Here is a 26,906-nt window from a genome sequence, read left to right on the forward strand (position 1 = left end):
ACGGGCGCTTCGGCGACACGGTACCTCGCGCGGGCGCGGGTCAGCCGAGCAGGACCGTCTCGACCTCGGTGCCGGGCTCCACGGAGGTGACGTCCTCGGGCACCACGATCAGCGCGTCGGCGTGCGCGAGCGCGGCCACCAGATGCGAGCCGGCGCCGCCCACCGGTACGACGGTGCCGGTGGCGGGGTCGTGGGTGCCGCGCAGGAACTGGCGCCTGCCCCCGGGGGACGTCAGCGCCTTGGGGGACCTCAGCTCGGCCCGCGCGGTGGGGCGGTGGACGTCGGGCAGGCCCATGAGGGTGCGGATCGCGGGCCGTACGAACAGCTCGAAGGAGACGTACGAGGAGACCGGGTTGCCGGGGAGGGCGAGCAGGGGGGTGTGGTCGGGGCCGATGGTGCCGAAGCCCTGGGGCTTGCCCGGCTGCATGGCCAGCTTGCGGAACTCGATGCCGCCCTCGGGGCCCTCGCCCTCGCCCACCCCGTCGGAGCGGCCGATGCCGGACAGGGCCTCCTTGACGACGTCGTAGGCGCCGACGCTGACGCCGCCGGTGGTGACCAGCAGGTCGGCGCGGACGAGCTGGTCCTCGACGGTGGCGCGGAGGGTCTCCGGGTCGTCGGGGACGGCGCCCACGCGGAAGGCGAGCGCACCGGCGCCGCGCGCGGCGGCGGTCAGCGCGAAGCTGTTGGAGTCGTAGATCCTGCCGTGGCCGAGCGCCTGCCCCGGCTGGACCAGTTCGCTGCCGGTGGAGAGGACGACGACGCGCGGGCGCGGGCGCACGTGTACCGACTGGAGACCGATGGCGGCGAGCAGGGCGATCTGGGGGGCTTCGAGCACGGTGCCCGCGGCGAGGGCGGGCTCCCCCGAGCGCACGTCGCTGCCGCGCTCGCGCACGTGCGCCCCGGGGGCCGCGGGTCTGAAGACCTGGACCTCGCCCTCGGCGCCGTCCGGGGCCTGGCTGTGCGCGCGCATTCCGGCGACCGGCCCCGCGCCGAGGCCGCCGTCGGTCCACTCGACGGGGACGACGGCCTCGGCGCCCGGCGGCAGCGGGGCGCCGGTCATGATGCGCACGGCCTGCCCGGGGCCGACGGAGGGCTGCTCGGCCTGGCCCGCGGCGACGTCACCGACGACGGTGAGGACCGCGGGGAACTCCTCGCCCGCGCCCGCGACATCGGCGGCCCTGACGGCGTATCCGTCCATGGAGCTGTTGTCGAAGGGCGGCAGCGAGAGCGGAACCGCGACGTCCTCCACCAGGACGCAGCCCTGGGCGTCGAGCAGGTGCAGCTCGATGGGCTCCAGCGGCCTGACGGTGCCGAGGATGTCCTCCAGGTGCTCGTCGACGCTCCAGACGTGGTCCTGCCCTTCGGCGGTGGTGCTACTCACGTGCTACATCTCCTCGGTGACATAACGGCGAAGCCAGGCGCGGAAGTCCGGTCCCAGGTCTTCACGTTCGCACGCGAGTCTGACGATGGCGCGGAGGTAGTCGGCGCGGTCTCCGGTGTCGTAGCGCCTGCCCTGGAACACGACGCCGTGCACGGGCCCGCCGACCTTCTCGTCGGCGGCGAGCTGCTGGAGCGCGTCGGTGAGCTGGATCTCCCCGCCGCGACCCGGCTCGGTCTTGCGCAGTATGTCGAAGATCCCCGGGTCGAGTACATAGCGGCCGATGACGGCGAGATTGCTGGGGGCGTCGGACGGCTCGGGCTTCTCCACGAGCCCGGTCACCCGCACCACGTCCGCGTCGCCCGTCGGCTCGACGGCGGCGCAGCCGTACAGGTGGACCTGCTCGGGGGCGACCTCCATGAGGGCGACGACGCTGCCGCCGTGCCGCTCACTGACGGCGATCATGCGCGCGAGCAGGGGGTCACGCGGGTCGATCAGGTCATCGCCGAGGAGGACGGCGAACGGCTCGCGGCCGACATGCGGGGCGGCGCAGAGCACCGCGTGCCCGAGGCCCCTGGGGTCGCCCTGGCGCACGTAGTGCATGGTGGCCAGGTCGCTGGACTCCTGGACGCGGGCGAGCCGCGACCTGTCGCCCTTCTTGGAAAGGGCCTCCTCCAGCTCGTAGTTGCGGTCGAAGTGGTCCTCCAGGGGGCGTTTGTTGCGCCCCGTCACCATGAGGACGTCGTCGAGTCCCGCGGCGACGGCCTCCTCGACGACGTACTGGATGGCCGGCTTGTCGACGACCGGGAGCATCTCCTTGGGGGTCGCCTTGGTGGCGGGCAGGAAGCGGGTACCGAGACCGGCCGCGGGAATGACGGCCTTGGTGATCCTGGGGAGGTGCGGCTCAATCATGCCGGTCACCCTATCCGGTGCTTATGTGCGAGTTGCGAGGTTTTCCACAGGCGGGTGTTCATAACCCGTTAATAGGAGGTTTTACGGAGCATGGGGCACGGCAGCGGCGGGGCCGATCCTGACAAGCGGAGTTTGCGCGCGGGCGTCCTCAGGGCGAGGTCGGGGTTGACGGAGGATGACGTACGGGCCGCGGGCGCGGCGCTTGCGGGGCACGCGCTCGGGCTGCCCGCGCTGGCCGGGGCGGCCACGGTGGCGGCGTATGTGTCGGTGGGCACGGAGCCGTCGACGGGGGACCTGCTCGACGCGCTCCACGCGCGCGGCACCCGCGTCCTGCTGCCGGTGCTGCTGCCCGACAACGACCTGGACTGGGGGCTCTACGACGGCCCGGGGTCGCTGCATCCTGTGCCCCGCGCGGGCCGCCTCGAACTGCTCGAACCGGCGGGCGCGCGGCTCGGCGCCGACGCGGTGCTGGGGGCGCGGGCGGTGCTGCTGCCCGGTCTCGCGGTGGACGGCCGGGGCATCCGCCTGGGCCGCGGCGGCGGCTCGTACGACCGGGTGCTGGCGCGGCTCGAACGGGCGGGGGCGGCACCGGATCTGGTGGTGCTGCTCTACGCGGCCGAGGTGGTGGAGCGGGTGCCGGCCGCGCCGCACGACCGGCCGGTGCAGGCGGTGGTGACGCCGGAGGGGGTGCGGCGCTTCTGAGGGGCGCGGGCCGAACGCTCCCGCGCCCCCGTCGCCGTCGGCCCCGGGGCGGCGGCACGCGCGCGTACGGCCGCCCGGGGCGCTCACGCGCGCGTACCGGCCACCGGGGCTGTCCTCAGGGCCGCCGCCGGGGCGGTCGTCAGGGCCGTAGCACCAGGGTGTCCTCGGTGGCGGCGTCGACGGCCTTCTCGGAGAACGGCCAGTCGAGCAGGTCGCCCTTGAGCCACTTCTCCGTCTGGTCGGTGTAGTGGGAGCTGTAGGCGTGGCCCGAGGCTCCTGTGAGGTTGATCCACCGGGACTTGTCCAGGTCGTCGAGGTTGACGACCATCCGCATCGACGGCACCCAGTTGACGCTGTAGCCGCCCGCGGCGTTCCAGCCGGTCGCGTCGACGGCCGCCTCGCCGCCGCCCAGGTTCCAGGGGCCGCGGTTGAGCAGGTACTGGAGGAAGCCGGGGCCCTCGGTGCCGAGGGTCTGGTTCTTCAGCATGAGCCGGTGCAGCCGACCCCAGCTCCAGGTGTCGATGTCCTTGCCGAGCTTGGCGGTCAGCTCCCAGCGGGCGTCCTCCATGGCGCGCTCGAAGAGCCCGTCGCGGGTGGTGACGGCCTTGTCGGTACGCGTCTTGGGCGTGTGCCACCAGTCGTTGTCCTGGTCGTCGATGATCTTGCGGATGACCTCGAACCAGCGGTCGCCGCCGTCCGGCTGCGCCGAGTCGGCGTCGCGCTGGCCGCACTCGCGCACCAGGTCGACCTCGTCGGCGGGTTTGGTGTTCCCGGCCGGCTCCACGTTCAGGCACTGCCCCTTGACCCGCAGTTCCTTGGGCAGCTTGTTGCCGAAGGCCAGCTTGAGGATGTTGCGCCAGACCGCGTTGAAGTAGGCGGCGGCGGCCGAGTCCGGGTTCTGGGTGTAGTCCCAGCCCTCCAGGAGCTGCTGGCCCTCGCGCACGTACTTGTCGGGCACGTCGATCTTCAGCAGCAGCGGGGTGATCAGCTTCGCGATCTCGCTGCTGTTGTCCATCTGCATCTGGCGCATGTCGTCCGGCGAGATCTTCCCGCCGTTCTTGGTCTTGGCCCTGATCATGTCCTCGATGCGCTGGCTTCGGGTGCCGTAGCCCCAGTCCGTGGTCAGCGTGTACGGGTAGTCGTCCGGGTCGACGACGGCCTGGTTGGCGGTGACGATGTAGCCGCGCTCGGGGTTGTACTCGTACGGCATCGCCTTCTGCGGGATGTACTGGCCGGTCCAGCGGTAGTCGGGGTCCCAGCCCGGGGCGGGCAGCGAGCCGTCGTAGTCGCCGGCGCGCACCGGGATTTTGCCGGGGGCCTGGTAGCCGATGTTGTTCTTGGTGTCGGCGTAGACCAGGTTCTGCGAGGGCACCTCGAAGTCGCTCGCGGCGTCCCTGAACTGGTCCCAGTCGCGGGCCTTGTCGAGTTCGAAGACGGCGTCCATGGTGTTGCCGGGTTCGAGCGCGGTCCAGCGCAGCGCGACGCCGTAGCCGTCGCCGCGGTCCGGCGCCGCGGCGTCCACGCCCGCCTTCTTGCCGACGGTGACGAGTTCGTCGCTGCGGTCCGACAGCAGGGGCCCGTTGTTGGTCTCCCGCACGGTGATCGTCTTGGACTTGCCGCCCGCGACCTTGATGACCTCCTGGCGGGTCTTGAACGGCAGCACCTTGTCGCCGTACTGGTAGCCCTCGCTGGTGAGCTTCTCCAGGTAGAGGTCGGTGACGTCGGCGCCCAGGTTCGTCATGCCCCAGGCGATGTCGTCGTTGTGCCCGATGACGACGCCCGGCATCCCGGAGAACGTGTAGCCGGTCACGTTGTACTGGCACTTGTCCGAGACGCTGCGGCAGTGCAGGCCCATCTGGTACCAGATGGACGGCAGCTCGGGCGCGAGGTGCGGGTCGTTGGCGAGCAGGGGTTTGCCGCTGATGGTGTGGCTGCCCGCGACCACCCACGAGTTGGAGCCGATGCCGCTGCCGCTGGGGCCGAGCACCGAGGGCACCTTGTCGAGCATCTGGGCGACGCCCGCGAGCTGGCTCTCGAACCCGGACGGGGTGGCCGTGTCGCCCGCGAGCCCGGTGCCCGCGGCCGTGCTGGTCCCCGACGTGCCCGAGTCCGAGTCGTCACCGCCCTCGAACGTGTCGGTGCCCTCGTCGTACGCGCCGTCCCTGACGATGGGCTTGTGCAGGTCGTACGGGTAGTCCGGGTACAGGTCCCTGATCTGCTGCGGCGAGAGCCTGCTCGTCATCAGGGAGCGGTCGATCTCCTCCTGCATGTTGCCGCGCAGGTCCCACGCCATCGCCTTGAGCCAGGAGACGGAGTCCACCGGGGTCCACTCCTGCGGCTTGTAGTCGTTGGTGAAGCCCAGCGCCGCGTACTCCAGGGAGATGTCGGCGCCGTCCTTGCCCGCGAGGTAGGCGTTGACCCCCTTCGCGTACGCGACCAGGTACTTCTTCGTCGTCGCCGACAGCTTGTGGTCGTACTCCTGCTGCGCCACCCGGCGCCAGCCGAGGGTGCGCAGGTACTCGTCGGTGCCCACTTCCTTCTTGCCGAACATCTCGGAGAGCCGGCCCGCCGTGGTGTGGCGGCGCACGTCCATCTCCCAGAACCTGTCCTGCGCCTGCACGTAGCCCTGCGCCATGAACAGGTCCTCGTCGGAGGACGCGTAGACCTGCGGGATGCCGTGCGCGTCCCGCTTGACGTCGACGGGCCCGGACAGGCCCTTGAGCTGCAAGGAGCCCTTGGTCTGCGGGAACGACGCCCGCACCGTGCTCACGCTCCAGTACGCCCCGTACCCCACACCCGCGATGATCGCCAGAACCAGGACGATCACGATGAGACGCCCGCGGCGCCCCTTCCTGCGACCGGACGTGCCGGACGTCTGACCGGAAGATGCGGTGGTATTCGAGGGCATCGCTGTCCTTGCAGTCCTTCGCGGGCGGCCGGGCGGTGGAAGCGGTCGGTGGAGCGCTGGAGCAACCATAGGCGCAGCCGCCGACTGCCCCTGACGCGGCCATGGTTCCGGCCCCGGGAGGGGGCAAGGGGCCGCCGACGACCGGTCAACTCCGGCCAACCCAGACCCCGCTGCCCGCCCCGCGGACGTGCTCCCACGCGCGCGTGCCCGCACCGGTCCCGTCCCACGCCACGCGTCCCACGGCCGCTCCCCCGTCCCCTGGGACGCGTCCCGCGGGGTCCCCGGTGCCGTATCTCCGTCGGTCAAACCCGGGAAACGCGTCAAGAAAGCGTTAACGATTAGGTAAGGTAACGAAGTATGTAGACCGGAACGGCCCGCACCGGCCGAGATCCGCGCACCGCGCGCCTCCACGCGCGCGTGCCCGGCGGCGGCCCGAAGGGAAAGGAACGGCCCCTGACTGTCCACCACCTCAACCAGCTTCTGCTCCTGTGCTCGCTCGTCCTGCTCGTCGCCGTCGCGGCGGTACGGATCTCCTCGCGCAGCGGGCTGCCCAGCCTGCTCGTGTACCTGGGGATCGGCATCGCGATGGGCCAGGACGGCATCGGGGTCGCCTTCGACAACGCCGAACTGACCCAGGTCATCGGCTACGCCGCACTGGTGGTGATCCTCGCCGAGGGCGGGCTCGGCACCAAGTGGAAGGAGATCAAGCCGGTCCTGCCGTCCGCCGTGGCCCTCGCCGTGGTGGGAGTCGCGGTCAGCGTGGGGGTCACCGCGGCCGGGGCGCACTATCTGGTCGGGCTCGAATGGCGGCAGTCGTTCATCATCGGCGCGGTGGTCTCCTCCACGGACGCCGCCGCGGTGTTCTCGGTGCTGCGCAGGGTGCCGCTGCCCGCGCGGATCACCGGTGTCCTGGAGGCCGAGTCCGGCTTCAACGACGCCCCCGTCGTCATCCTGGTCGTGGCGTTCTCCACCGCGGGCCCCGTCGAGCACTGGTACGGGCTCGTCGGCGAGATCGCCCTCGAACTGGTCACCGGGGCCGCGATCGGCCTCGCGATCGGCTGGCTGGGCGCCTACGGGATGCGGCACGTCGCGCTGCCCGCCTCCGGCCTCTATCCGATCGCCGTCATGGCGATCGCGGTGACCGCCTACGCCGCGGGCTCCCTCGCGCACGGCAGCGGCTTCCTCGCCGTGTACCTGGCGGCGATGCTGCTCGGCAACGCCAAGCTGCCGCACTGGCCCGCGACGCGCGGCTTCGCCGAAGGGCTCGGCTGGCTCGCGCAGATCGGCATGTTCGTGCTGCTCGGGCTGCTGGTGACGCCGCACGAACTGGGCCGCGACATCCTGCCCGCGCTCGTCATCGGGCTCGTGCTGACGGTGGTGGCACGGCCCGCCGGGGTCCTCATGGGCCTCATGCCCTTCCGTACGCCCTGGCCCGACATGGCGCTGCTGTCGTGGGCGGGGCTGCGCGGCGCCGTGCCCATCATCCTGGCCACCATCCCGATGGTGAACGGCGTCGACAACAGCCGCCGGATCTTCAACATAGTGTTCGTCCTGGTGGTCGTGTACACGCTCATCCAGGGGCCGACGCTGCCCTGGGTCGCCAGGAAGCTGAGCCTCGGCGGCCCCGACGGGGCGGCCGACCTCGGCATCGAGTCGGCCCCGCTGGAACGGCTGCGCGGCCATCTGCTGTCGGTGTCCGTGCCCGAGGGCTCCCGCCTCAACGGCGTCTCCATCAGCGAACTGCGGCTGCCCACGGGCTCCGCGGTCACCCTCGTCGTGCGCGACGGCGACTCGTTCGTACCGCTGCCCTCGACGCTGCTGCGGCGCGGCGACGAACTCCTCGTCGTCGCCACCGACCCGGTGCGCGACGCGGCGGAGCGCCGGCTGCGGGCCGTCGCGCAGGGCGGCAAGCTCGCGGGCTGGCTGACCGAGGACGGGCGGCGCGGCGGCCCGGGCGCCACCGGCCGCCGCGGCCCGCGCCAGCGCGGCACCCAGCGCCCCGACGGCGCCCCGGGCCCCACGGGCACGGGGGGCGCGGGAGGCAGGAGCACGGGAGGCACCGGGGGACGGTCCGGAGGCGGCAGCGGGGGACGGTCCCCGGGAGTCGGCGGTGGCCGCAGCGCGGGCGGCACCGGCGGAGTGGGCGGCACGGGGGGCAGGAGGCCGTGAGCGGGAGGCGGTGAGCGGGCCGTGAGCGGGAGGGGCGTGAGCGGGGAGGCCGTGGGGTGGCGGGGGGCGCCTCGCGCGCCCGCGCGCGGCCGCCCCGCGCGCCGCTTCCCGCGCCTCGTGTGCCGCCCGCCGCAGCCCCCTGACCAGGCACGCGCGCGTGTGCCGTGCGCCTGTACGATGACGCCGTATCTGCTCACCGACTCTGCCTGACGCAGAGCTGGCGCGACCGTATGGCGGCCGCGGCGTCCTGGCGGGACGGCCGGTATCAACCGCAGTCTTTGCGCACGAGGACAGCTCTCGGCCGCGGTCCACCGCGCCACCAGGCGGCAGAAAGGCGCGGACCGTGGCGCCCACGGTCACTCCCACGCTCCCCCGCCCCGGCTACGGTGCGCTGCTGCGCACACCCGGCGCCTGGACGTTCCTGCTCCCCGGCTTCGCCGCACGCCTCCCGTTCGCCATGGTCACCCTGTCGACGGTGCTGCTGGTGCGGCACACCACCGGCTCCTACGGCGCCGCGGGCGCGGTGTCCGCGGTCGGCGGCGCCGCCATGGCGCTGTTCGCGCCGGTCGGGGGGCGGCTCACCGACCGGTTCGGACAGCGCGCGGTGCTGGTGCCGAGCGCCGTCGCGCACTCCGCAGCCGTGCTCGGCCTCACCGCGCTCGCCCTCGCGCACGCCCCGCTGTGGGCGCTGCTCGCCGCGGCCGTGCCCACCGGCGCCTGCGCACCGCAGATCGGGCCCATGGTGCGCGCCCGCTGGGCCGTCACGCTCGGCGAATCACCCCTGCTCGCCACGGCCACCGCCTTCGAGTCGGTCACCGACGAGCTGACCTTCGTCCTCGGCCCCCTCATCGCGACCGCCCTGTGCACCTCCGTCACCCCCGCCGCCGGTCTGGTCGCGGAGGCGGCCCTGACCCTCGCGGGCGGCCTGCTGTTCGCCGCGCGGCGCGGGACGCAGCCCCCGCCGTCGCGGAGACGGCCCGTCGGCACCGGGCCCGTCGAGCGACACGCGCGCGTGGAGGGTCGGCGGACGGCACACGCGCGTGTGTCCGTTCCTGCGGTGTCCACCGGTCCCGGGGTGTCCGCGGGAGGGCCGACATCGGCCGGGCGGGTGCCCGGGGTGCGCCTCCTCGTGGTGGCCTTCCTCGGCGTCGGCGCCGTCTTCGGCGGCATGCAGGTGTCGCTCGCGGCGTTCACCGCCAACCTCGGCGAGCCCGGGCTCAACGGGGTGCTCTACGGGGTCTTCGCCGCCGGGAACATGGTGTCGGGGCTGGTGTGCGGCGCCGTCTCCTGGCGCCTCCCGCCCCGGCGCCGCCTGCTGACCGGCTACGTCGCCCTCGTCCTCGTCTCGTCGTGCCTGTGGGCGGCCGGTTCGACGCCGGTACTGGCCGCGCTCGGCCTGCTCACGGGCCTGTGTGTGGCGCCCGCCATAGTGAATGGCTACACGCTCGTGGAGTCGCTGGTGGCGCCCGCCGTGCGCACGGAGGCGTTCACCTGGCTGACCGGCGCCGTCGCCTTCGGCCAGGCGGCGGCCGTGACCGTCGCGGGGCAGCTCGAAGACCGTGCCTGGGAGGGCGCCGGGTTCCTCGTGCCGCTCGGCGGTACGGCGGCGGCACTCGCCGTGCTGCTGACGCTGCGCTCCCGGCTGGCGCCGACCGGTGCGGAACGCGGCACTCCGGGTGGCCTCGGTCACCAGGAGCCGGTGACGGTGGACTGAATTCAAGGAATGCGTCACTATGGAGCGTCGTTAGCACTCACTGAGTAAGAGTGCCAGGAGGAAGCAAGTGCCGACCTATCAGTACCAGTGCACCGAGTGCGGCGAGGGCCTCGAAGCGGTGCAGAAGTTCACCGATGACGCCCTGACCGTGTGCCCCAACTGCGACGGACGCCTCAAGAAGGTGTTCTCCGCGGTCGGCATCGTCTTCAAGGGCTCCGGCTTCTACCGCAACGACAGCCGCAGTTCGGCGTCCGGCGGCTCCGGCGGCGCGAAGTCGTCCGGCTCCTCTGGCGACTCCGGCTCATCCTCCTCGTCGTCCGACACGAAGTCCTCCGGGACCTCGGGGAAGTCCGACTCGTCGTCGAAGTCGTCTTCTTCTTCGTCGTCATCGTCTTCATCGTCGTCGTCCGGCTCCTCCACCGGCACCGCGGGCTCCTCCGCGGCCTGACACGCGTACGCGCGCCTGGGCGCCGGTCCACCGGCCGGACCGTAAGGACCCCGTCACCCCGGGCGCGGTCCGGCCACCAGGACCGCCGGATACTGTGCGGCCATGGCGAACAAGGCGCACACGACGGACACGGCACAGGCCGAGATCGGCGTCATCGGCGGCTCGGGCTTCTACTCCTTCCTCGACGACGTCACCGAACTCCGGGTCGACACCCCCTACGGACCGCCGAGCGACTCGCTCTTCCTCGGCGACGTCGGGGGCCGCCGGGTGGCCTTCCTCCCCCGGCACGGCCGCGGCCACCATCTGCCGCCGCACCGCATCAACTACCGCGCGAACTTGTGGGCGCTGCGCTCCGTCGGGGTCCGCCAGGTCCTCGGCCCCTGCGCCGTGGGCGGCCTGCGCCCCGACTACGGCCCCGGCACGCTGCTGGTGCCCGACCAGCTCGTGGACCGCACCAAGTCCCGCGCCGCCTCCTACTTCGACGGCGAGCCGCTGGCCGACGGCTCCGTGCCCAACGTCGTCCATGTCTCCCTCGCGGACCCGTACTGCCCGGCAGGGCGCGCGATCGCGCTCTCTGCGGCGCGCGGACGCGACTGGGAGGCCGTCGACGGCGGCACGCTCGTCGTCGTCGAGGGTCCCCGCTTCTCCACCCGCGCCGAGTCGCGCTGGCACGCCGCCCAGGGCTGGTCCGTCGTGGGCATGACCGGCCACCCCGAGGCGGCACTCGCCCGTGAGCTGGAACTCTGCTACACCTCCCTCACCCTGGTCACCGACCTCGACGCCGGGGCCGAGGCCGGGGAGGGCGTCTCCCACGAGGACGTCCTCCAGGTCTTCGCGGCGAACATCGACCGGCTGCGCCCCGTGCTCTTCGACGCCATCGCCGCCCTCCCCGCCACCGAGGACCGCGACTGCCTCTGCACGACCGCCCTGAACGGAATGGCCCCGGGGATCAAGCTGCCCTGAGGACGTGGGCCGGGAGCGCCGGGGCGGATTCGGCGGAACCGGGGCCGCCGGAACCCGGGTCGCGGGGGCGGAACGCCACCTTCGAGTGGCGGAGTTATCCACAGTCTCCGGCCTGTCCACAGGCCCCGGCGAGATCCGTCGCGAGGGCGCAAGGTGGGAGCCCAAGCCGGTCCAACCCCCTTGCAGGCGGTGATCTCGCATGTCCACGTTTCCCACTCCCACCTCGGCTTCTCCCCTCCCCCACCCGGCCTCGCGGCCCTTGCCGCACGGCGACACCCCGCCGCGCCGCCCCGTCCCGCCCTTCTCCCCCGTACGGGTCCGGGCGCGCGGCGCCCAGCACCGGGCGCTGTGCCGGGTGCGGCGCCACCGCGGGCGGGCCCTCGCCGCGGGCCTCGCCATGTCGGCGGCGGCCCTGATCGCGGCGACGGCCTCGGCCGACGCGGGCGCGGGCGCCGGGGCCCCCGCCCGCGACGCCCCGCACGCACCGCCCCCGGCGGCAGGACCCGTACGGGCCCCGGTACGGATCGCGGACGGGGCCACGGCGCGGATGCTGCGCCCCGGGGACCGCGTGGACGTGATCGCCGCCGACGGCACGGGCGGCGGTGCGGAGCCCCGCGTCGTGGCCGGCGGCGCGCGGGTGGTCGAGGTGCCGTCCGCCGGGAGCCCCGCGGCTCCCGCGGAGGGGACGGACACCACAGAGCCCGCCGAGGGCACCGACGACAGCGACGACAGGGGAGATGCCGGGGGTGTCGGCGGCGCCGACCTCACGGGGACCGGGGCAGAGACCGAGGCGGAGCGCGGAACGCTCGTCGTCCTCTCCGTGCCGCGGGCGACGGCCGCGCGTCTCGCCGGAGCCGGTGCGACCTCGCAGTTGGCGGTGACCCTGTGCTGACCAGCGTGGGTATCCGTGTGGTGCACGTGTCAAGTCCCACATTCGAGGGACGAAAATGGACAGGATGGCCGATCGCTGACGTAGGTTGCGGAACTGGTTACTCCTTAAGCAGCCCATGTGACGAAAGGTCTATCGGTGAGCGAGAACAACGAGCCGGGCGTTTGGGAAGGCTTCAAAAGCTTTCTGATGCGTGGGAACGTCGTCGATCTGGCCGTCGCGGTCGTGATCGGCGCCGCCTTCACCAACATCGTCAACGCGGTGGTGCAGGGCGTCATCAACCCGCTCGTCGGCGCCTTCGGCACAAAGGACCTGGACCACTACAAGTCCTGTCTGAAAGGCCCCTGCGTCTTCGACGACAAGACGGGGACCGTCACCGAGGGCGTCCCGATCATGTGGGGAACGGTGCTCAGCGCCACCCTCAGCTTCCTGATCACCGCGGCCGTCGTGTACTTCCTGATGGTGCTGCCCATGTCCAAGTACCTGGCCAGGGTCGCCGCCAGGCGGCGGGAGCGGGAGGGCACCCAGGAGGTCCTGGAGGTCTCCGAGCTGGAGGTGCTGAAGGAGATCCGCGACCTGCTGTCGGAGCGGCGCGCGGCCGAAGGGGGGCCCGGCGGGGGGACCGCGGGGGAGACCGGCGGGGGAATCTGACCGATCCGGCGGGGGCGCCCGGTGCGCCGCGGCGTGTGCTCGGGCCGCGGCGTGCGCCCGGGGTGGTTCAGAGGTGGTGCGGCGGCTTCTCGTCGAGGAACCGTGCGAGGTCGGCGGCCGCGTCACCGCTCGCCGACCGCTCGCCCCAGCCGTGGTCCGTGTCGTCGGACGAGCGCCGTGTCAGCGGGTCGTCGAAGACGATGGCGTCCCTCGGAGCGGTGCCGGACGGCCCCTCCGTGGGCGTCTCGGCCCCCGCCGTCACGGGCTCACGGCGCGGCGTTTCCTCCGGGGCTTCACTCATGGCTACAGCGTACGTCCGCGGCCGCGCCGGGAGCCCGGCCCGTGAGACGGCCGGCGACACGGGTCGGGGGCGGTGGACCTGCCGCGGCGGCGTGGTAGCTATGCCGCATGACAGACAACGGCGGCCACCACGGGCACCTCCCCCGGACCGATGGCCTCACGGACGTGGCCTCCCTGCGCGTGGGCCACGCCACCCTCACGGGGAACGGGCGGCTGACGGGGACCACGGTCGTCCTGGCCCCCGAGGGCGGCATGGTGGCGGCCGTCGACGTGCGGGGCGGTGGCCCCGGCACCAAGGAGACCGACGCCCTCGACCCGCGCAACGTGGTCCAGCGCATCGACGCCGTGGTGCTCACCGGCGGCAGCGCATACGGGCTCGACGCGGCGTCGGGTGTGATGGCGTGGCTTGAGGAGCAGGGCAGGGGTGTGCGGGTCGGGCCGGAGCGCGGTCACGTGGTGCCGGTCGTCCCGGCCGCGTGCGTCTTCGACCTGGGCCGCGGCGGCGACTTCCGCGCCAGGCCCACCGCGGCCACCGGACGCGGGGCCGTCGAGGCCGCCGCGGCTGCCGCGCCCGGCGCCCGGGTCCCGGTGGGCAGCGTCGGAGCGGGCACGGGCGCCGTCGCCGGCCTCCTCAAGGGCGGCGTCGGCACCGCGAGCATCCTGCTGCCGTCCGGGATCACCGTCGCCGCGCTCGTGGTCGTCAACGCCTCCGGTTCGGCGCTCGATCCGCTGACGGGGGCGCTGTACGGGGAGTTCTACTCGGGGCGTGTGATGTACCCCGACCATGTCATCCACCAGAACGCGCTGCGGCGCATGGCGGAGGCGTCGGCCGAGCTTGAGCGGCCCGCGCTGAACACCACGCTCGCCGTGGTGGCCACGGACGCGGACCTCACCAGGGCGCAGGCCCAGAAGCTGGCGGGCACGGCGCACGACGGCATCGCCCGGGCGATCCACCCGGTGCACCTGCTGGGCGACGGCGACACCGTCTTCGCGCTCGCCACGGGTGAACGCCCGCCGGGGGACGACCCGCTGGCGCCGAACGACATCCTGGCGGCCGGTGCCGAGCAGGTGACACGCGCGATCGTCCACGCCCTCCGCGCCGCGGAGTCCGCCGAGACCCCCCGCGGGACGATCTTCTCGTACAGCGAGCTGTACGGCACGGAGTGAGGGGGCGTCGGCGAGCGCGAGAAGGGGCGCGGCATGGATACGGAGCGGGGGCGGTACGGCGGGGCGGGGCACCCTGGGCGGATGAGATTCCTGACGCTGAACACCTGGGGCACGCGTGGTCGGTGGGAGGAGCGGGAGTCCCGGTTCCGTGACCGTGTCGGGGGGCTCGCGCCGGATATCGTGACCCTCCAGGAGACGGTGCGTACGCCCGGCGCCGACCAGGCGCGCCGGCTGCTGGGCGACGGCTTCCACCTCGCCGAGCAGCAGGAGCGCGAGTCGGGGCGGCCCGGCGCACCCGACGGGCAGGGGATCACCACCGCTTCCCGGTGGCCTTTCGGGCGGGTCCTCGAAATCGACCTGAACCTCACGGACCGCACCGGCGACTTCGCCTGCACCTGTCTGGTCACCGAAGTCCTCGCCCCGCGGCCGCTCGGCCGGGTCTGGGTCGCGAACCACTTTCCGGACTACCAGCTCGACCACGAGCCCGAACGGGTCCTCCAGGCGGCGGCGGTGGCGCGCAGGCTGGAGGACCTTGTGGCGGCCTCGCCCGGGCACGTCGTCATCGCCGGTGACCTGGACGCGGACGCCGACGCCGACAGCGTCAGGTTCCTCACGGGCCGCCATGTCGTCGAGGGCTTCAGCGTCTGCTACCGCAGCGCGTGGGAGGCGACCCACCCCCACGAGCGGCTGACGACCTACGCGCCGTCGAACCCGTACCAGGGGGACCCCGACTGGCCATTTCGCGGCATCGACCACGTCATGGTCCGATGCGCCGCGTCGGGGCCCACACTGCTCGCGACCTCGTGCTCACGGGTCTTCGACCTCGGGCGGGACACCGTCAGCGACCACTACGGGCTGGCGGTCGACTACGAACCGGCTCCCCCGGCCGCCTGACCGGCTCGCCGCCGCCGCGGACCGCGCTCTCGTGGCGCCGCGCGGCCACCGCTTCGTAACACTCCCATGACCATCCCGTCCCAGGAAGCCAACTGGACGGAACTAATCCGCCGCGCGGCGACTCTCACCCCGTACCGGAGCAGATCACCTAGGTCATGCGATCGGGTACATCCGGTACCTCACGCACACTTCGAACACGTGGAGCAGCCCGTGACTACGCAGGACACGACCGGTCGGGAAACGGTCACGCGATACGGCACCGCACAGCGGCTCGCGGTGCCGGGCCGCAGGCGCGCGTCGCGACGCGTCCTGCTGGCCTGCGCCGCCCTCGCGGTGGGCGCACTCACCCTGACGGCCTGCGGCGGCGACGCGCAGGCCCACAACGACAAGGGGGGATCGGACGGTTCCGACTCGGGGAAGTCGTCGACGGCGCAGATAGCGATCTCCGCGAAGGACGGGTCGACGGGCGCGTCGATCAACGAGACCGGCGTCAGCGTCAAGGACGGCAAGCTGACCGAGGTCACGATGACGGAGGCGTCAAGCGGCAAGTCCGTCGCGGGCGACCTGTCGTCGGACGGGGCGACGTGGAAGCCGAAGGACCAGTTGGAGCGGGGCACCAAGTACCGCATATCGGCGCGGGCGAAGGACGGCGACGGGCGCCCGGCAGCCGCCAACTCGATCTTCACGACGGTCTCGACGTCGAACAGTTACATAGGCACCTACACGCCCGACGGCGACAGCACGGTCGGGGTGGGCATGCCGGTGTCGTTCACCTTCGACAAGGCGATCACGGACAAGAAGGCCGTGCAGTCGCACATCACGGTGTCGTCGAGCAGCGGACAGCAGGTGGTGGGCCACTGGTTCGGCGGGCAGCGGCTCGACTTCAGGCCCGAGGAGTACTGGAAGGCCGGGTCCAAGGTCACGATGAAGATCGACCTGGACGGGGTGAAGGGCGCCGACGACCTGTACGGGGTGCAGGACAAGACGGTCACGTTCACCATCGGCCGCTCGCAGGTGTCCACGGTGGACGCCAAGACCGAGACGATGACGGTGCAGCGAGACGGCAAGACCCTCAAGACCATTCCGATCTCGGCGGGCAGCGCCGACCACCCCACGTACAACGGGCAGATGGTGATCTCGGAGAAGTTCACGCAGACCCGGATGAACGGGGAGACGGTCGGGTTCGGCGGGGAGTACGACATCCCGGATGTCCCGCACGCGATGCGGCTGTCGTCGTCCGGGACGTTCGTGCACGGCAACTACTGGTACGCGAAAGGCAATCCGCCGTTCGGGAACTCCGGCACCAGCCACGGCTGCGTGGGGCTCCAGGACGTGCAGGGCGCGCAGGGCGACACGATCGCCAAGTGGTTCTACGACAACTCCCTCGTCGGGGACGTGGTGACGGTGAAGAACTCCCCCGACAAGACCATCGCGCCCGACAACGGGCTCAACGGCTGGAACATGTCCTGGAGCGAGTGGCAGGCGGGGAGCGCGGTCTGAGCCCGGGGTTCGGATTCGGCCGTTTTCCCCGGGCGGCCAACTGCGGCCGGAGGGGCTTCGGCCGGGGCCGGTGGGACCGCTCGGGGGTTTGTCCGCGGGGTGCGCACGAGGTGCGTGCCCCGCGGGCGTTCACGGAGGCGCCGGGGCGGGCATCTGACAGGGGAATGTGCCAACTGTCCTTGCGCGGGAGCATGGTGGGAACTATGCGTCGGACTCGGACGTTTTCGTGGTTCCGCGACACGGTGCCCCGCCGAGGGGCTACGGTATGCACTCACGAGGTGACATGTAGCGACGCCGGGAGTACACCTTGAGCGTTCCGTACGAGACAGCGCACGAAGCGGCCGAGTCTCCCGAGACTCCGGATGAGTTTCTCGCTCGCCTGCTCGGCCGCGCACTCAACTCGTTCGAGCTGCCCGCGGAGATACGGCAGCAGCTCCACGGCGCCGTGGCGTACGACGGCGCTCTGCACTCGGCGCACCACAGCTCGGGCATGCACCGCGAGACGTACCGGCACACCTGGCTGCTTGCGGACGGCGGGGTGCTGACACTGTGGGAGCTGGCGTACAGCTCCGGGCCGCTGCCGTGCGCCAACGACGTGCGTGACGCGCAGTACGAGTTGTACGCGGACGTGGAGTTGCTGCGGGCGGCGACGTCCCGGCTGCCGCTGCCGCCCGAGAGCGGCGGTCCCGAGTTCGAAGTGCCGCTGGTGGTGCGGCTGCCTCCGGTGCCGATGCCGCGGCACACCTATCTGGCGGACGACTCCCCCGACCACGCCCGCAGGTTGTTGCGGCGGGCGGAGAACGAGGACCGGCCGGGCGAGGAGACGCTGGCGCTGCTGCGCACGGCGTCGGCGCACCAGATCACGCAGGCGTTCGGCCGCCCGGTGCCCGGCGGTGCGGCCGGGATGGGGTACGCGCTGTACGAGCACGCGTTCCTGCTGCCCGACGGGCGGGAGGTCAGCCTCTGGGAGGTCGAGCACACGGCGACGCCCGACGGGCGGCATATGTGCGAGGTGTATCCGAGCGAGGGCGCGGCCCGTCAGGCCATGGAGTTACGGGCATTCCGCTCCCGGTGATCCTCCGGGCGCCCCGCCGTGCCGGCGTGGGCGCCCGTTTCCTTCGGTACCCGCCATGTGCGCCGTGGGCGCGCGATCAGTGTCGGCCCTCTCCGAACTGCCTGACGAGGCGGGCGAACGCGTCCCGCTCCGCGGGTGTGAGGACGACGGTCTCGACGGGGGGCAGGGCCTGTCGTGGCAGTACGCCGAGGCCGCCCCCGGTGGGGTGTCCTTCGGTGGCGGGTCGGCTCCGGCGTGCCAGCCTGACGCGGCTCACGGTCCAGGCCGCCGCGGCACCGGCCAGGGCGGCGACGCCCATCTGCTGAAGAATCGACACATGTTCAGCCATAGCGCCCAGTAGAACGTACGGGTGGGGTGTTCCGACAGGGTTTTCGCGACAAAACACCCCGAAGGGGGCATGTTTTCGAGGGCTCACCCTCACCCGTCCTGGCGCGCCGTTCAGCGGGGGACGCGCAGGACCTCGGTTCCGCCCTCCTCGATCGCCCCGGCGGCGTCGAGGGGCAGTCCGGTGTCGGTGATCAGGAGATCGATCTCGCCGAGTTGGCAGAATCCCGCGAAGTGGTCGGTGCCGTGCTTGGCAGAGTCGGCGAGGAGGACGACACGGCGTGCGGCGGCCACGGCGGCGCGTTTCACGGCGGCTTCCGCGAGGTCGGGGGTGGTGAGGCCGTATTCGAGGGAGAAGCCGTTGGCGGCGAGGAAGAGGACGTCGGCACGGATCTCGGCGTAGGCGCGCAGCGCCCAGGCGTCGACGGCGGCCCTGGTGCGGTGGCGCACCCGGCCGCCCACCAGGTGGAGTTGGATGCCGGGGTGGTCGGCGAGCCGGGCGGCGGTGGGCAGGCTGTGGGTGACGACGGTGAGGGCGGAGTCGAGGGGGAAGGCGGCGGCGAGGCGGGCGACGGTGGTCCCGGCGTCGAGGATGACGCTGCCCTCCGCGGGGAGTTCGGCGAGTGCGGCGCGGGCGATCTGGTCCTTCTCGCCCGCGGCGGTGCCCTCGCGTTCCGCGAGGTCGGGCTCGAAGTCGAGGCGCCCGGCCGGGATGGCGCCGCCGTGCACGCGGCGGAGCAGTCCCGCGCGGTCGAGGCTCTTGAGGTCGCGGCGGATGGTCTCGGCGGTGACCTGGAACTCGTCCGCGAGGGAGAGGACGTCGACGCGGCCGCTGTCGCGGGCCAGCCGGAGGATCGCCTGCTGCCGCTCCGGGGCGTACATGTCGGTGCTCTCCGCCTCTCCTCGGCCGTGGTGCCGCGATGAGCCTAAACGGTGCGGATGGCCGGGGGGCGCGTGGTGGCGGTGGGGGGCGTGCGGTGGTGGGGTGCTCAGCGAGGGGTGGGTCTTTCGGGGGTGGTGTGGTCCGTGGGCGGGGTGTTGCGGGGGTGGTCGTCCGGGCCGGGGTGATCGTCCGGTCCTGCGGCCCGGGCGAGGCGGTCGGCGAGGCGGCGCAGGGCCGCCGCGAGTTGGTGCGGGTGGTGCACGTGGAAGTCGATGCCGGTCCTGGCGAAGCGCTCGATGACCCAGTGGACGGGTTCCGCGGTGTCGGCGGTGAGCCGGCAGGTGCCGTCGGGAAGTTCCTCGATGGTGCCGTAGTCGGCGGGGAGGCGGCGGGCGAGTTCGGCGGCGGTGGTGTCGAAGGTGGCGTCGAGCCGGTACGGCTCCTGGGTGAGGCGCAGGGTGGCGCGCAGATAGCCGACGGCGTCTCCCGTGGGCGGTTCGCGGGGGGTGAAGCGGGCGCCGGTGGCAAGGGGCTCGCTGAGCCGGTCGACGCGGAAGCTGCGCCAGTCCTCGCGGTGCAGGTCGTAGGCGACGAGGTACCAGCGGCGGCCGGTGGAGACGAGCCGGTGGGGCTCGGTGTGGCGCCGGGTCTCGGTGCCGTCGGCGGCGCGGTAGGCGAAGCGGAGCTGTTCGCGGGCCGCGGTGGCGGCGGCGAGGGTGGTGAGCGTCTCGGGGGTGACGGTGTCGGCGCCGAGGGCGCCGAGCGGCGTGGTGGCGCTGTGCAGGGCGGAGACGCGTGCGCGCAGGCGGCCGGGGAGGATCTGCTCCAGCTTGGTGAGCGCGCGCAGGGCGGCCTCCTCCACGCCTTCCACGGCGTGTCCCGTGCCGGTGCGCAGGCCGACGGCGATGGCGATGGCCTCCTCGTCGTCGAGGAGGAGGGGCGGCATGGCCTTGCCCGCGGTGAGGCGGTAGCCGCCGTCGGCGCCGCGGGCGGCGAGTACGGGGTAGCCCAGCTCGCGCAGCCGCTCGATGTCCCGGCGGACGGTGCGGCGGCTGACGCCGAGGCGCGCGGCGAGTTCGCCGCCCGGCCACTCGCGGGGGGTCTGGAGCAGGGAGAGCAGGCGCAGCAGACGGGCGGGGGTGTCGGTACTCACGTGTCCACCCTGCCGGACGCGTCCGCGGTGCCGGGCCGCGGCCCCCGCGGGGGGCGGGGGCGCGCTGTCGGCTCCTGGCCGGCTCCGGCGTGCTCTACGCGGCGGCGTCGAACCCGGTGTCCCTGGCGAGCTTCTTCAGTTCGAGGAGCGCGTGCTTCTCGATCTGGCGTATCCGCTCGCGGGTGAGGCCGTGCTCCTTGCCGACCTCGGTGAGGGTGCGCTCGCGGCCGTCCTCGATGCCGTAGCGCATCTTGATGATGGACGCGGTGCGCTGGTCGAGCCTGCTGATCAGCTCGTCCAGCTCCTCGCTGCGCAGCAGGGTGAGGACGGACTGCTCGGGCGAGACGGCCGAGGTGTCCTCCAGCAGGTCGCCGAACTGGGTCTCGCCCTCGTCGTCGACGGACATGTTCAGCGAGACGGGGTCGCGGGCCCAGTCGAGTACGTCGCCGACGCGCTCCGGGGTGGAGTGCAGCTCGGCGGCGATCTCCTCGGGCTCGGGGTCGCGGCCGTTCTCACGGTTGAACTCGCGCTGGACGCGGCGGATGCGGCCCAGCTCCTCGACAAGGTGGACGGGCAGCCGGATCGTCCTGGACTGGTCGGCGATGGAGCGGGTGATGGCCTGGCGTATCCACCAGGTCGCATAGGTGGAGAACTTGAAGCCCTTGCGGTAGTCGAACTTCTCGACGGCGCGCACCAGGCCGGCGTTGCCCTCCTGGATCAGGTCGAGCAGGGGCAGTCCGCTGCGGGGGTAGCGGCGTGCCACGGCGACGACGAGTCGTAGGTTGGACCGGATGAAGATGTCCTTGGCCCGCTCCGAGTCGTCCACGAGGGCCTGTAGCTCCTCGCGGGACGCCCCGCTCGCGGCGTCGCTCTCGGCCCCGTCGTCGAGGATCTGCTGGGCGTACACGCCCGCCTCGATGATCTGGGACAGCTCGACCTCCTTCGCGGCGTCGAGCAGGGGCGTGCGCGCGATCTCGTCGAGGTACATGCCGACCAGGTCGCGGTCGGCGATCTCGCCGCCTCCGGCGCGAACACTGCTTGCCGCGTCGCTGCCGCTCGTGGCGGTCGTACGACGGGCGACGGCACGGGTTGCCATGCGTGCTCCCTTGCGGTGGTGATGGTCAGCGGTTCGTCTGTGGTTCCGGGACACCTTTCCGGGTGCCCTGCATCCGATGGAAACAACGACTGGAATCGGGACAGAATTCCCACCCGGGCTCTCGATTTTTCTGATCTTGCAGTACCCTGTGCTGCCACATGAGGAGTACCGATGCCGCAGGAACCTCCGGAGGTGCAGGTCAGCCCGGGAGGCGCGGCCGATCTCCCGGCGCTCACGAGCATCTACAACCACTACGTGCGGGAGACCGCGATCACCTTCGACACGGTCGTCTTCACGCCCGGGGAGCGCCGGGAGTGGCTGCTCTCCCACCCTGAAGACGGCCCTCACCGTCTGTTGGTTGCCCGGGACTCGCGCGGGGGCGCGGTGCTGGGGTACGCGACGTCGGGGCCGTTCAGGCCGAAGCCCGCGTATACGACGTCGGTGGAGCTGAGCGTCTACCTGGCGCCCGGCGCGGTGCGGCGCGGCGTGGGGACGCTGCTGTACAAGCGGCTGTTCGAGGCGCTGGCGGGCGAGGACGTGCACCGGGCGTACGCGGGGGTCGCGGAGCCGAACGCCGCGTCGACGCGGCTGCACGAGCGCTTCGGGTTCCGGCGGGTGGGTACGTATCGGGAGGTCGGCAGGAAGTTCGGGCGCTACTGGGACGTGACCTGGTACGAGAAGGATCTCGGCCAGGGGTGAAGGCGTCGGCGCCCGCTTCACCCACACATTTTCGAAACAATCACGACATGAGTTTTAAAGTTAAATAAAAAAATCCCTAGAGTGGTCGTCATGAAGACGGCACCCGCATCACCCTCCAGGCCCGGGCCGCAGGAGCCGCGCTGGCTCAGTGATGAGCAGCAGCACATCTGGCGCGCGTACATCCACGCGACCAGGCTTCTCGACGACCATCTCGACCGCCAACTACAGCGCGACGCGAGCATCCCGCACGTCTACTACGGGCTGCTCGTGCAGCTCTCCGACGCCCCCAGGCGCCGGATGCGCATGACCGAGCTGGCACGGAGCGCCAAGATCACCCGATCCCGTCTCTCGCACGCCATCGCGCGGCTCGAAGACCGGGGCTGGGTACGGCGCGAAGACTGTGATTCGGACAAGCGCGGCCAGTTCGCGGTCCTGACCGATCAAGGAGTGAAGACACTGGAAGAAGCGGCGCCCGGCCATGTCGAGGCCGTGCGCCAGGCACTGTTCGACCGACTCACCCCCGACCAGCAGCGTCACCTCGGCGAGATCATGTGTGTGGTCGCCGCCGGGCTTGAGCCGAAGGAGGCGGGCGCGGACCTGCCCTGGCTCCGCTGAGCCACAGAGCGCGGCACACGACCGACGCCTTCGCCGTACGGGACCGGGAGCGGCCCCGGTCCGTACGGCGAAGGCGTCCTCATGTCACGGCGGGGGCCCGCTCCCGGCTCTCTCCCGTACGGGACCGGGCCCGCGGCCGCGGGGGCCGTGGCGGCGTCAGTGCGAGATCACCGGGATGGCCACCTCGTCCTCGACGGCCGCGTCGGCGCTCTCGCCGTCCTTGGTGGAGCCCGAGGCCACCGGGCCCCCGCCCTGCCGGCCCGCGGTGACGAAGGTCACGGCGATCGCGGCGGCGAGCACCAGGATGGCGACGGCCGCCCAGATCGCGGTCGTGTAGCCGTGCACCATGCCCTGTGCCTGGAGCGCCTGCTGTGCGGGCCTCGTGGTGGCCGAGGCGGCGCGGTCGGCGATGTAGCTCGCCGTGGCGGACGCGGCCAGGGTGTTCAGCAGCGCGGTGCCGATGGCGCCGCCCACCTGCTGCGAGGTGTTGACCATCGCGGAGGCGACGCCCGCGTCACGCGGCTGCACCCCGTGTGTGGCCAGCGACATGGCGGGCATGAACGCGGTGCCCATGCCCAGGCCCAGCATGACCATCGCGGGCAGCAGCAGGCCCGCGTACGAGGAGCCGACCTCCATCTGGGTGAGCAGCAGCACGCCGACGGCGGCGAGCAGGAACCCGGGGCCCATCAGCAGCCGCGGCGGGACCCGCATCATCAGCCGGGCGCCGATCTGGGTCGAGCCGGTGATCATTCCCGCCACCAGCGGCAGGAAGGCGAAACCGGTCTTGACCGGTGAGTATCCCTTCACGACCTGGAGGTAGTAGGTCAGGAAGAGAAACAGGCCGAACATGCCGATGATCGCGAGGCCGAGCGAGAGGTACGCGCCCGCGCGGTTGCGGTTGGTCACGACGCGCAGCGGCAGCAGCGGCGACCTGACCTTCGACTCGGTGAGGGCGAAGGCCGAGATCAGCACCACGGACGCCACGAAGAGCCCGATGGTCAGGGCGTCGGACCAGCCGTCGGACTCGGCCCGGGTGAAGCCGTAGACCAGGGAGACGAGGCCGAGCGTGGAGAGCACGACGCCGGGCAGGTCGAGTCCGGAGCGGTTGCGTCCGCCCGCGGGCTCGTGGATGACGAAGACCGCGCCGAGGGCGGCGATCACGGCGAACGGGACGTTGACGTAGAAGGTCCAGCGCCAGTCCAGGTACTCGGTGAGGAAGCCGCCGAGTATCAGTCCCACGGCGCTGCCGCCGCCCGCGATGGCGCCGTAGATGCCGAACGCCTTGGCGCGCTCCTTGGCGTCGGTGAACGTCGTCGCCAGCAGGGAGAGCGCGGCCGGGGCGAGCATCGCGCCGAACACGCCTTGCAGGGCGCGGGCGCCGAGCATCATCGCCGCGGTCTGTGCGGCGCCGCCGAGCGCGGAGGAGAGCGCGAATCCGCCAAGACCGATCAGGAACATTCGCTTGCGGCCCCATATGTCGGCGAGCCGACCGCCGAAGAGCAGGAGTCCGCCGAAGGCGAGCGCGTAGGCCGTGATGACCCACTGGCGGTTGCCGTCGGAGATGCCGAGGTCGCGCTGGGCGCTCGGCAGGGCGATGTTCACGATCGTGGCGTCGAGGACCACCATCAGTTGGGCGAGCGCGATGAAGACGAGCGCGCGCCAGCGCCTGGGGTCGGCGCCGGGCGGCGCCGTGTCGGGTGAGAGAGCCGTCTGGGACATGGAGGTATCCGCCTTGGGACTTCGTAGGTGCCGAATGTCGGAATGTTCGGAACGTATGGACCTGGGGGCGCGGATATGTGTCGCGTCCCTGGGGGGTCAAAAACGTGAGTAATGCGCGATAAAGCGGTCGGTTTCCGCCCGGTCGGCGTCGTTGCCGGTCGAGGGGGCGGAGCAGTGTGCGGGTCTTGGGGTGCGCCGGGGGCTCGGGTGGTGACCCGGGTCCCGGTCGCTGCTGGAGGTGGTCAGTCGGTGGGACCGGCGCCGCGGCCGGGACTCATCGGTTCGCGGTGCGCGGCACGCACTTCTCCTTCTTCAGGTCCTCCAGGGTGGCGGCCGTGCCCGGCAGCTCGGAGCGCCCGGGCGTCATCAGGCCGTCGAGGAACAGTTGCAGGTGGCGGTGGACGAAGCGGCCGATGCCGACGCAGTTGGTGCCGGGCAGCGGCCTCGCGAGCTGAGTGAGGGCGACCATCAGGTCCCCGACGCCGACGTCCGGGCGCAGCCGGCCGCTGTCGCGGGCGCGGCGCATCAGCCGCTCCAGCGCGTCGGTGAACCTGTGGCGCTGGGCCGCCAGCTCCGCGCGGTCCTTGTCGAAGCCGGGCGTGAGGATCGGGCAGAGCGCCCCGATCCTGGCCTCCACGGCCGCGTGGACGAAGGTGCGCAGCGCGTCGAAGGCGTCGCCGCCCTCGGCCTCCGCGGCCTCGTTGGCCTCCTCGGCCAGGGACGCGACGTGGTCGGCCACGTAGAGCACGACCTCCCACATCAGCTCGGTGCGGTCGGGGAAGTGCCGGTAGAGGGTGGCGTTGCCGATGCCGGCCCTGCGGGCGATCTCGTCCATCGGCACATCGGGTCCGTACTCGATGAACATCTCGCTGGCCGCGTCGATGATCCGCTCGCGGTTGCGGAGGGCGTCGGCCCGGGGGCGCGACGCGCGGCGCTGCGCGGTCGTGACGCTTCCCATGCCCGTCCCTCCTCTGTCGGTTCGTTGGTCCTGTCGGTCTTGCTGGTCTCTGCGGTGTCCGGGGGTGGCGTCCCGTCCCGGTGCTTGGTCCCGCATCCGGGGAGTGGTTCCCCGTTTCGCTCGGACACAGGTCTAAACGGGGAAAGAGTCCCCACCTATTTCCCGCCACTCCTGTGAGCCGCATCACACCCTCCCGGGGCCAGAAACCCACGATCGGCCCGCCCAGCGCGCGGCGGCCGTCCGCCCGGCCGAGGGTGATCGCAACGGACGTGCCCGGCCGGGCGGCCCCGGGAAGTGGAGGCGAGCACATGCAGCGGACCCGCCGTCGCATACGCGCGCAGCGCCGCGGTTCGGTGCTCGCCGCGCTCACCGCGGTGGCGTTCGCGCTGACGATGTCGGCGAGCACCGGCCGGCCGGCCGCGGGCTCCGCGACGGCGGCGGGCGCGGTGTCGGCGCGCCGGGGCACGGCCCTGGCACCCTGCATGATCAGCGGGGCGGTGGGGGTGCAGATGTCGGAGGGGGTGCCGACCGGTCCCGGCTATGTGCGCTCGACGGGGGTGGTGCGGGCGCTGAACCTGATGGTGGACTTCCCCGACGCGCCGGGCGAGGGCGCCGCGATCGACCGCCTCGACGAGTTCTTCCCGCAGACCAGGGCCTGGTTCCGCACCAGCTCGTACGGCCGCCTCGACTACCGCCCGAAGGCCCCGATACGCCACTGGCTGCGGATGCCGAAGACGTTCAAGGCGTACGGGATAGTGCGGGGGGCGCCCTTCGACCCGGGCTACCGGCGGCTGGTGCGCGACATCGTCGCGAAGGCCGACCGCGACGTGGACTTCCGCGCGTACGACCTCGTGAACATCCTGATGACGCCCAACGCGGGCCCCTCGGCGCTGGACACGGTGCTCTCGGTGACGTTCGCGGGCAACCGCGAGGCGCCGGTCGCGGACGGGGTGCCGGTGGCCAACGCGTCCTTCGTGTACAGCCGCCAGGACGACGGCTCCGGTTCGTACACGAAGACGGGCTACCGGGTGCTGCCGCACGAGAACGGGCACGTCTTCGGGCTCCCCGACCTGTACACGCAGCGCGGCGGGGGCGCGGTGGGCCACTGGGACATCATGAGCGAGGACTGGGGCGCCAACAACGACATGCTGGGCTGGCACAAGTGGAAGCTCGGCTGGCTCGACGGCTCCCAGATCGGCTGCGCGTCCCGCCCGGGCACCAGCGTGCACACGGTGTCGCCGCTTTCGGTGCGCGGCGGCGGTACGAAACTGGTCTTCGTGCCGCTGGGCGGGGACTCGGGGCTCGCGGCGGAGGTCAGGGTCCGCGCGGGCAACGACGAGGCGGTGTGCAGGCCGGGGGTGCTGATCTACCGCGTCAACGCGGACGTCGACACCGGGAAGGGCCCGGTCACCGTCTACGACGCGAAGCGCGACAGCGGCGGCTGCACCCGGCGCCCGAATGTGCACGCGGAGCTGTCCGACGCGACGTACGGCCCCGGCGAGACCTTCGACGACCACCGCAGCGGCGTACGTATCGACGTGGCGAAGGCGCCGGGGGCGCAGGGGGCGCGGGGCGAGTACGTGATACGGGTGACGCGGCGCTGACGCCGCGCGGTGGGCGGTTCGTTCGGTTCTGTGGTGTCTAGGCCCTGTCTGACAATTCCCGCCGGGGTCGCGACGCGAATTGCCAGACGGGACCTAGGTGTATTGACCCGCAGGGTTGTTCACGCGGGTGATCGGTGGGTGGCCGCCGAGTGCGGTGTGGCAGCGGTGGTGGTTGTAGGTGTGCA

At 72.2% G+C, this 26,906-nt stretch carries 24 protein-coding genes; 14 read left to right on the forward strand and 10 right to left on the reverse strand.

The features are described from left to right. Positions 1–40 precede the first annotated feature (40 nt). On the reverse strand, positions 41–1,381 hold the full coding sequence (glp, locus tag ACIBIW_RS34530; RefSeq protein WP_399342132.1) for a gephyrin-like molybdotransferase Glp: 1,341 nt from the start codon (positions 1,379–1,381) through the stop codon (positions 41–43). Positions 1,382–1,384: 3 nt separating this feature from the next. Continuing rightward, on the reverse strand, positions 1,385–2,290 hold the full coding sequence (galU, locus tag ACIBIW_RS34535; RefSeq protein ID WP_399342134.1) for a UTP--glucose-1-phosphate uridylyltransferase GalU: 906 nt from the start codon (positions 2,288–2,290) through the stop codon (positions 1,385–1,387). Positions 2,291–2,380: 90 nt separating this feature from the next. Here galU and ACIBIW_RS34540 point away from each other — a divergent pair, with 90 nt between their 5' ends. Next, positions 2,381–2,992: a 5-formyltetrahydrofolate cyclo-ligase gene (locus ACIBIW_RS34540; RefSeq protein WP_399342137.1), complete on the forward strand. Its 612-nt coding sequence runs from the start codon at positions 2,381–2,383 to the stop codon at positions 2,990–2,992. A gap of 139 nt (positions 2,993–3,131) precedes the next feature. Here the strand turns inward: ACIBIW_RS34540 and ACIBIW_RS34545 are convergent, their stop codons facing one another. Then, positions 3,132–5,900 carry a penicillin acylase family protein gene (locus ACIBIW_RS34545; RefSeq protein WP_399342138.1) on the reverse strand — a complete coding sequence of 923 codons (2,769 nt, stop codon included), beginning with the start codon at positions 5,898–5,900 and terminating at the stop codon, positions 3,132–3,134. A gap of 453 nt (positions 5,901–6,353) precedes the next feature. Here ACIBIW_RS34545 and ACIBIW_RS34550 point away from each other — a divergent pair, with 453 nt between their 5' ends. The 6 genes from ACIBIW_RS34550 (at position 6,354) to ACIBIW_RS34575 (ending at position 12,734) form a co-directional block, all read left to right on the forward strand. Beyond that, the gene (locus ACIBIW_RS34550) at positions 6,354–8,069 is read left to right on the forward strand and encodes a potassium/proton antiporter (protein ID WP_399342183.1); all 1,716 of its coding nucleotides are present in this window, start codon (positions 6,354–6,356) and stop codon (positions 8,067–8,069) included. Between the two features lie 343 nt (positions 8,070–8,412). After that, entirely contained in the window at positions 8,413–9,783 is a 1,371-nt protein-coding gene (locus tag ACIBIW_RS34555) for an MFS transporter (RefSeq protein WP_399342140.1), read from the forward strand. Between the two features lie 67 nt (positions 9,784–9,850). Further along, positions 9,851–10,231 (forward strand): FmdB family zinc ribbon protein, encoded by a 381-nt coding sequence (locus ACIBIW_RS34560; RefSeq protein WP_399342142.1) that lies wholly within the window; start codon positions 9,851–9,853, stop codon positions 10,229–10,231. Positions 10,232–10,333: 102 nt separating this feature from the next. Continuing rightward, the gene (locus ACIBIW_RS34565) at positions 10,334–11,194 is read left to right on the forward strand and encodes an S-methyl-5'-thioadenosine phosphorylase (protein ID WP_399342144.1); all 861 of its coding nucleotides are present in this window, start codon (positions 10,334–10,336) and stop codon (positions 11,192–11,194) included. Between the two features lie 199 nt (positions 11,195–11,393). Beyond that, a complete protein-coding gene (locus ACIBIW_RS34570; RefSeq protein WP_399342146.1) occupies positions 11,394–12,086 on the forward strand; it encodes a hypothetical protein in 693 nt (230 codons plus the stop codon). A gap of 186 nt (positions 12,087–12,272) precedes the next feature. Then, positions 12,273–12,734 (forward strand): MscL family protein, encoded by a 462-nt coding sequence (locus ACIBIW_RS34575; RefSeq protein WP_399342148.1) that lies wholly within the window; start codon positions 12,273–12,275, stop codon positions 12,732–12,734. A gap of 67 nt (positions 12,735–12,801) precedes the next feature. Here the strand turns inward: ACIBIW_RS34575 and ACIBIW_RS34580 are convergent, their stop codons facing one another. Further along, complete coding sequence (locus tag ACIBIW_RS34580; protein WP_399342149.1) at positions 12,802–13,035, reverse strand: hypothetical protein; 234 nt, start codon at positions 13,033–13,035, stop codon at positions 12,802–12,804. Between the two features lie 107 nt (positions 13,036–13,142). Between ACIBIW_RS34580 and ACIBIW_RS34585 the strand changes: the two genes are divergently transcribed. The 4 genes from ACIBIW_RS34585 to ACIBIW_RS34600 all read left to right on the forward strand — a co-directional run bounded on the left by ACIBIW_RS34585 (position 13,143) and on the right by ACIBIW_RS34600 (position 17,670). After that, positions 13,143–14,201, forward strand: a complete 1,059-nt coding sequence (locus ACIBIW_RS34585; protein ID WP_399342151.1) for a P1 family peptidase — start codon at positions 13,143–13,145, stop codon at positions 14,199–14,201. 81 nt (positions 14,202–14,282) lie between these two features. Further along, a complete protein-coding gene (locus ACIBIW_RS34590; RefSeq protein ID WP_399342152.1) occupies positions 14,283–15,095 on the forward strand; it encodes an endonuclease/exonuclease/phosphatase family protein in 813 nt (270 codons plus the stop codon). Between the two features lie 210 nt (positions 15,096–15,305). After that, positions 15,306–16,595, forward strand: coding sequence for an Ig-like domain-containing protein (locus ACIBIW_RS34595; RefSeq protein ID WP_399342156.1), 1,290 nt, complete (start codon positions 15,306–15,308; stop codon positions 16,593–16,595). Between the two features lie 307 nt (positions 16,596–16,902). After that, entirely contained in the window at positions 16,903–17,670 is a 768-nt protein-coding gene (locus ACIBIW_RS34600) for a DUF6227 family protein (RefSeq protein ID WP_399342157.1), read from the forward strand. A 76-nt stretch (positions 17,671–17,746) separates the two neighbouring features. On the opposite strand, the gene ACIBIW_RS34605 is transcribed toward ACIBIW_RS34600, so the two are convergent. From ACIBIW_RS34605 to ACIBIW_RS34620, 4 genes are all read right to left on the reverse strand, one after another. After that, positions 17,747–17,998 carry a hypothetical protein gene (locus ACIBIW_RS34605; RefSeq protein WP_399342159.1) on the reverse strand — a complete coding sequence of 84 codons (252 nt, stop codon included), beginning with the start codon at positions 17,996–17,998 and terminating at the stop codon, positions 17,747–17,749. A gap of 110 nt (positions 17,999–18,108) precedes the next feature. Further along, positions 18,109–18,876, reverse strand: coding sequence for a DeoR/GlpR family DNA-binding transcription regulator (locus ACIBIW_RS34610; protein WP_399342161.1), 768 nt, complete (start codon positions 18,874–18,876; stop codon positions 18,109–18,111). A 107-nt stretch (positions 18,877–18,983) separates the two neighbouring features. After that, positions 18,984–20,030, reverse strand: a complete 1,047-nt coding sequence (locus ACIBIW_RS34615; RefSeq protein ID WP_399342163.1) for a helix-turn-helix transcriptional regulator — start codon at positions 20,028–20,030, stop codon at positions 18,984–18,986. Between the two features lie 94 nt (positions 20,031–20,124). Beyond that, positions 20,125–21,126, reverse strand: coding sequence for an RNA polymerase sigma factor RpoD/SigA (locus ACIBIW_RS34620; RefSeq protein ID WP_399342164.1), 1,002 nt, complete (start codon positions 21,124–21,126; stop codon positions 20,125–20,127). A 171-nt stretch (positions 21,127–21,297) separates the two neighbouring features. Here ACIBIW_RS34620 and ACIBIW_RS34625 point away from each other — a divergent pair, with 171 nt between their 5' ends. Further along, positions 21,298–21,825: a GNAT family N-acetyltransferase gene (locus ACIBIW_RS34625; protein WP_399342166.1), complete on the forward strand. Its 528-nt coding sequence runs from the start codon at positions 21,298–21,300 to the stop codon at positions 21,823–21,825. An 81-nt stretch (positions 21,826–21,906) separates the two neighbouring features. After that, positions 21,907–22,440 carry a MarR family winged helix-turn-helix transcriptional regulator gene (locus tag ACIBIW_RS34630; protein ID WP_399342167.1) on the forward strand — a complete coding sequence of 178 codons (534 nt, stop codon included), beginning with the start codon at positions 21,907–21,909 and terminating at the stop codon, positions 22,438–22,440. 156 nt (positions 22,441–22,596) lie between these two features. On the opposite strand, the gene ACIBIW_RS34635 is transcribed toward ACIBIW_RS34630, so the two are convergent. Continuing rightward, complete coding sequence (locus ACIBIW_RS34635; RefSeq protein WP_399342169.1) at positions 22,597–24,159, reverse strand: MFS transporter; 1,563 nt, start codon at positions 24,157–24,159, stop codon at positions 22,597–22,599. A gap of 274 nt (positions 24,160–24,433) precedes the next feature. Beyond that, a complete protein-coding gene (locus ACIBIW_RS34640) occupies positions 24,434–25,117 on the reverse strand; it encodes a TetR/AcrR family transcriptional regulator (protein WP_399342170.1) in 684 nt (227 codons plus the stop codon). Positions 25,118–25,425: 308 nt separating this feature from the next. Here ACIBIW_RS34640 and ACIBIW_RS34645 point away from each other — a divergent pair, with 308 nt between their 5' ends. After that, entirely contained in the window at positions 25,426–26,721 is a 1,296-nt protein-coding gene (locus tag ACIBIW_RS34645; protein ID WP_399342172.1) for a M6 family metalloprotease domain-containing protein, read from the forward strand. Positions 26,722–26,906: the final 185 nt, after the last annotated feature.

It is taken from the genome of Streptomyces sp. NPDC050560 (assembly GCF_044457285.1).
Lineage (GTDB): Bacteria > Actinomycetota > Actinomycetes > Streptomycetales > Streptomycetaceae > Streptomyces.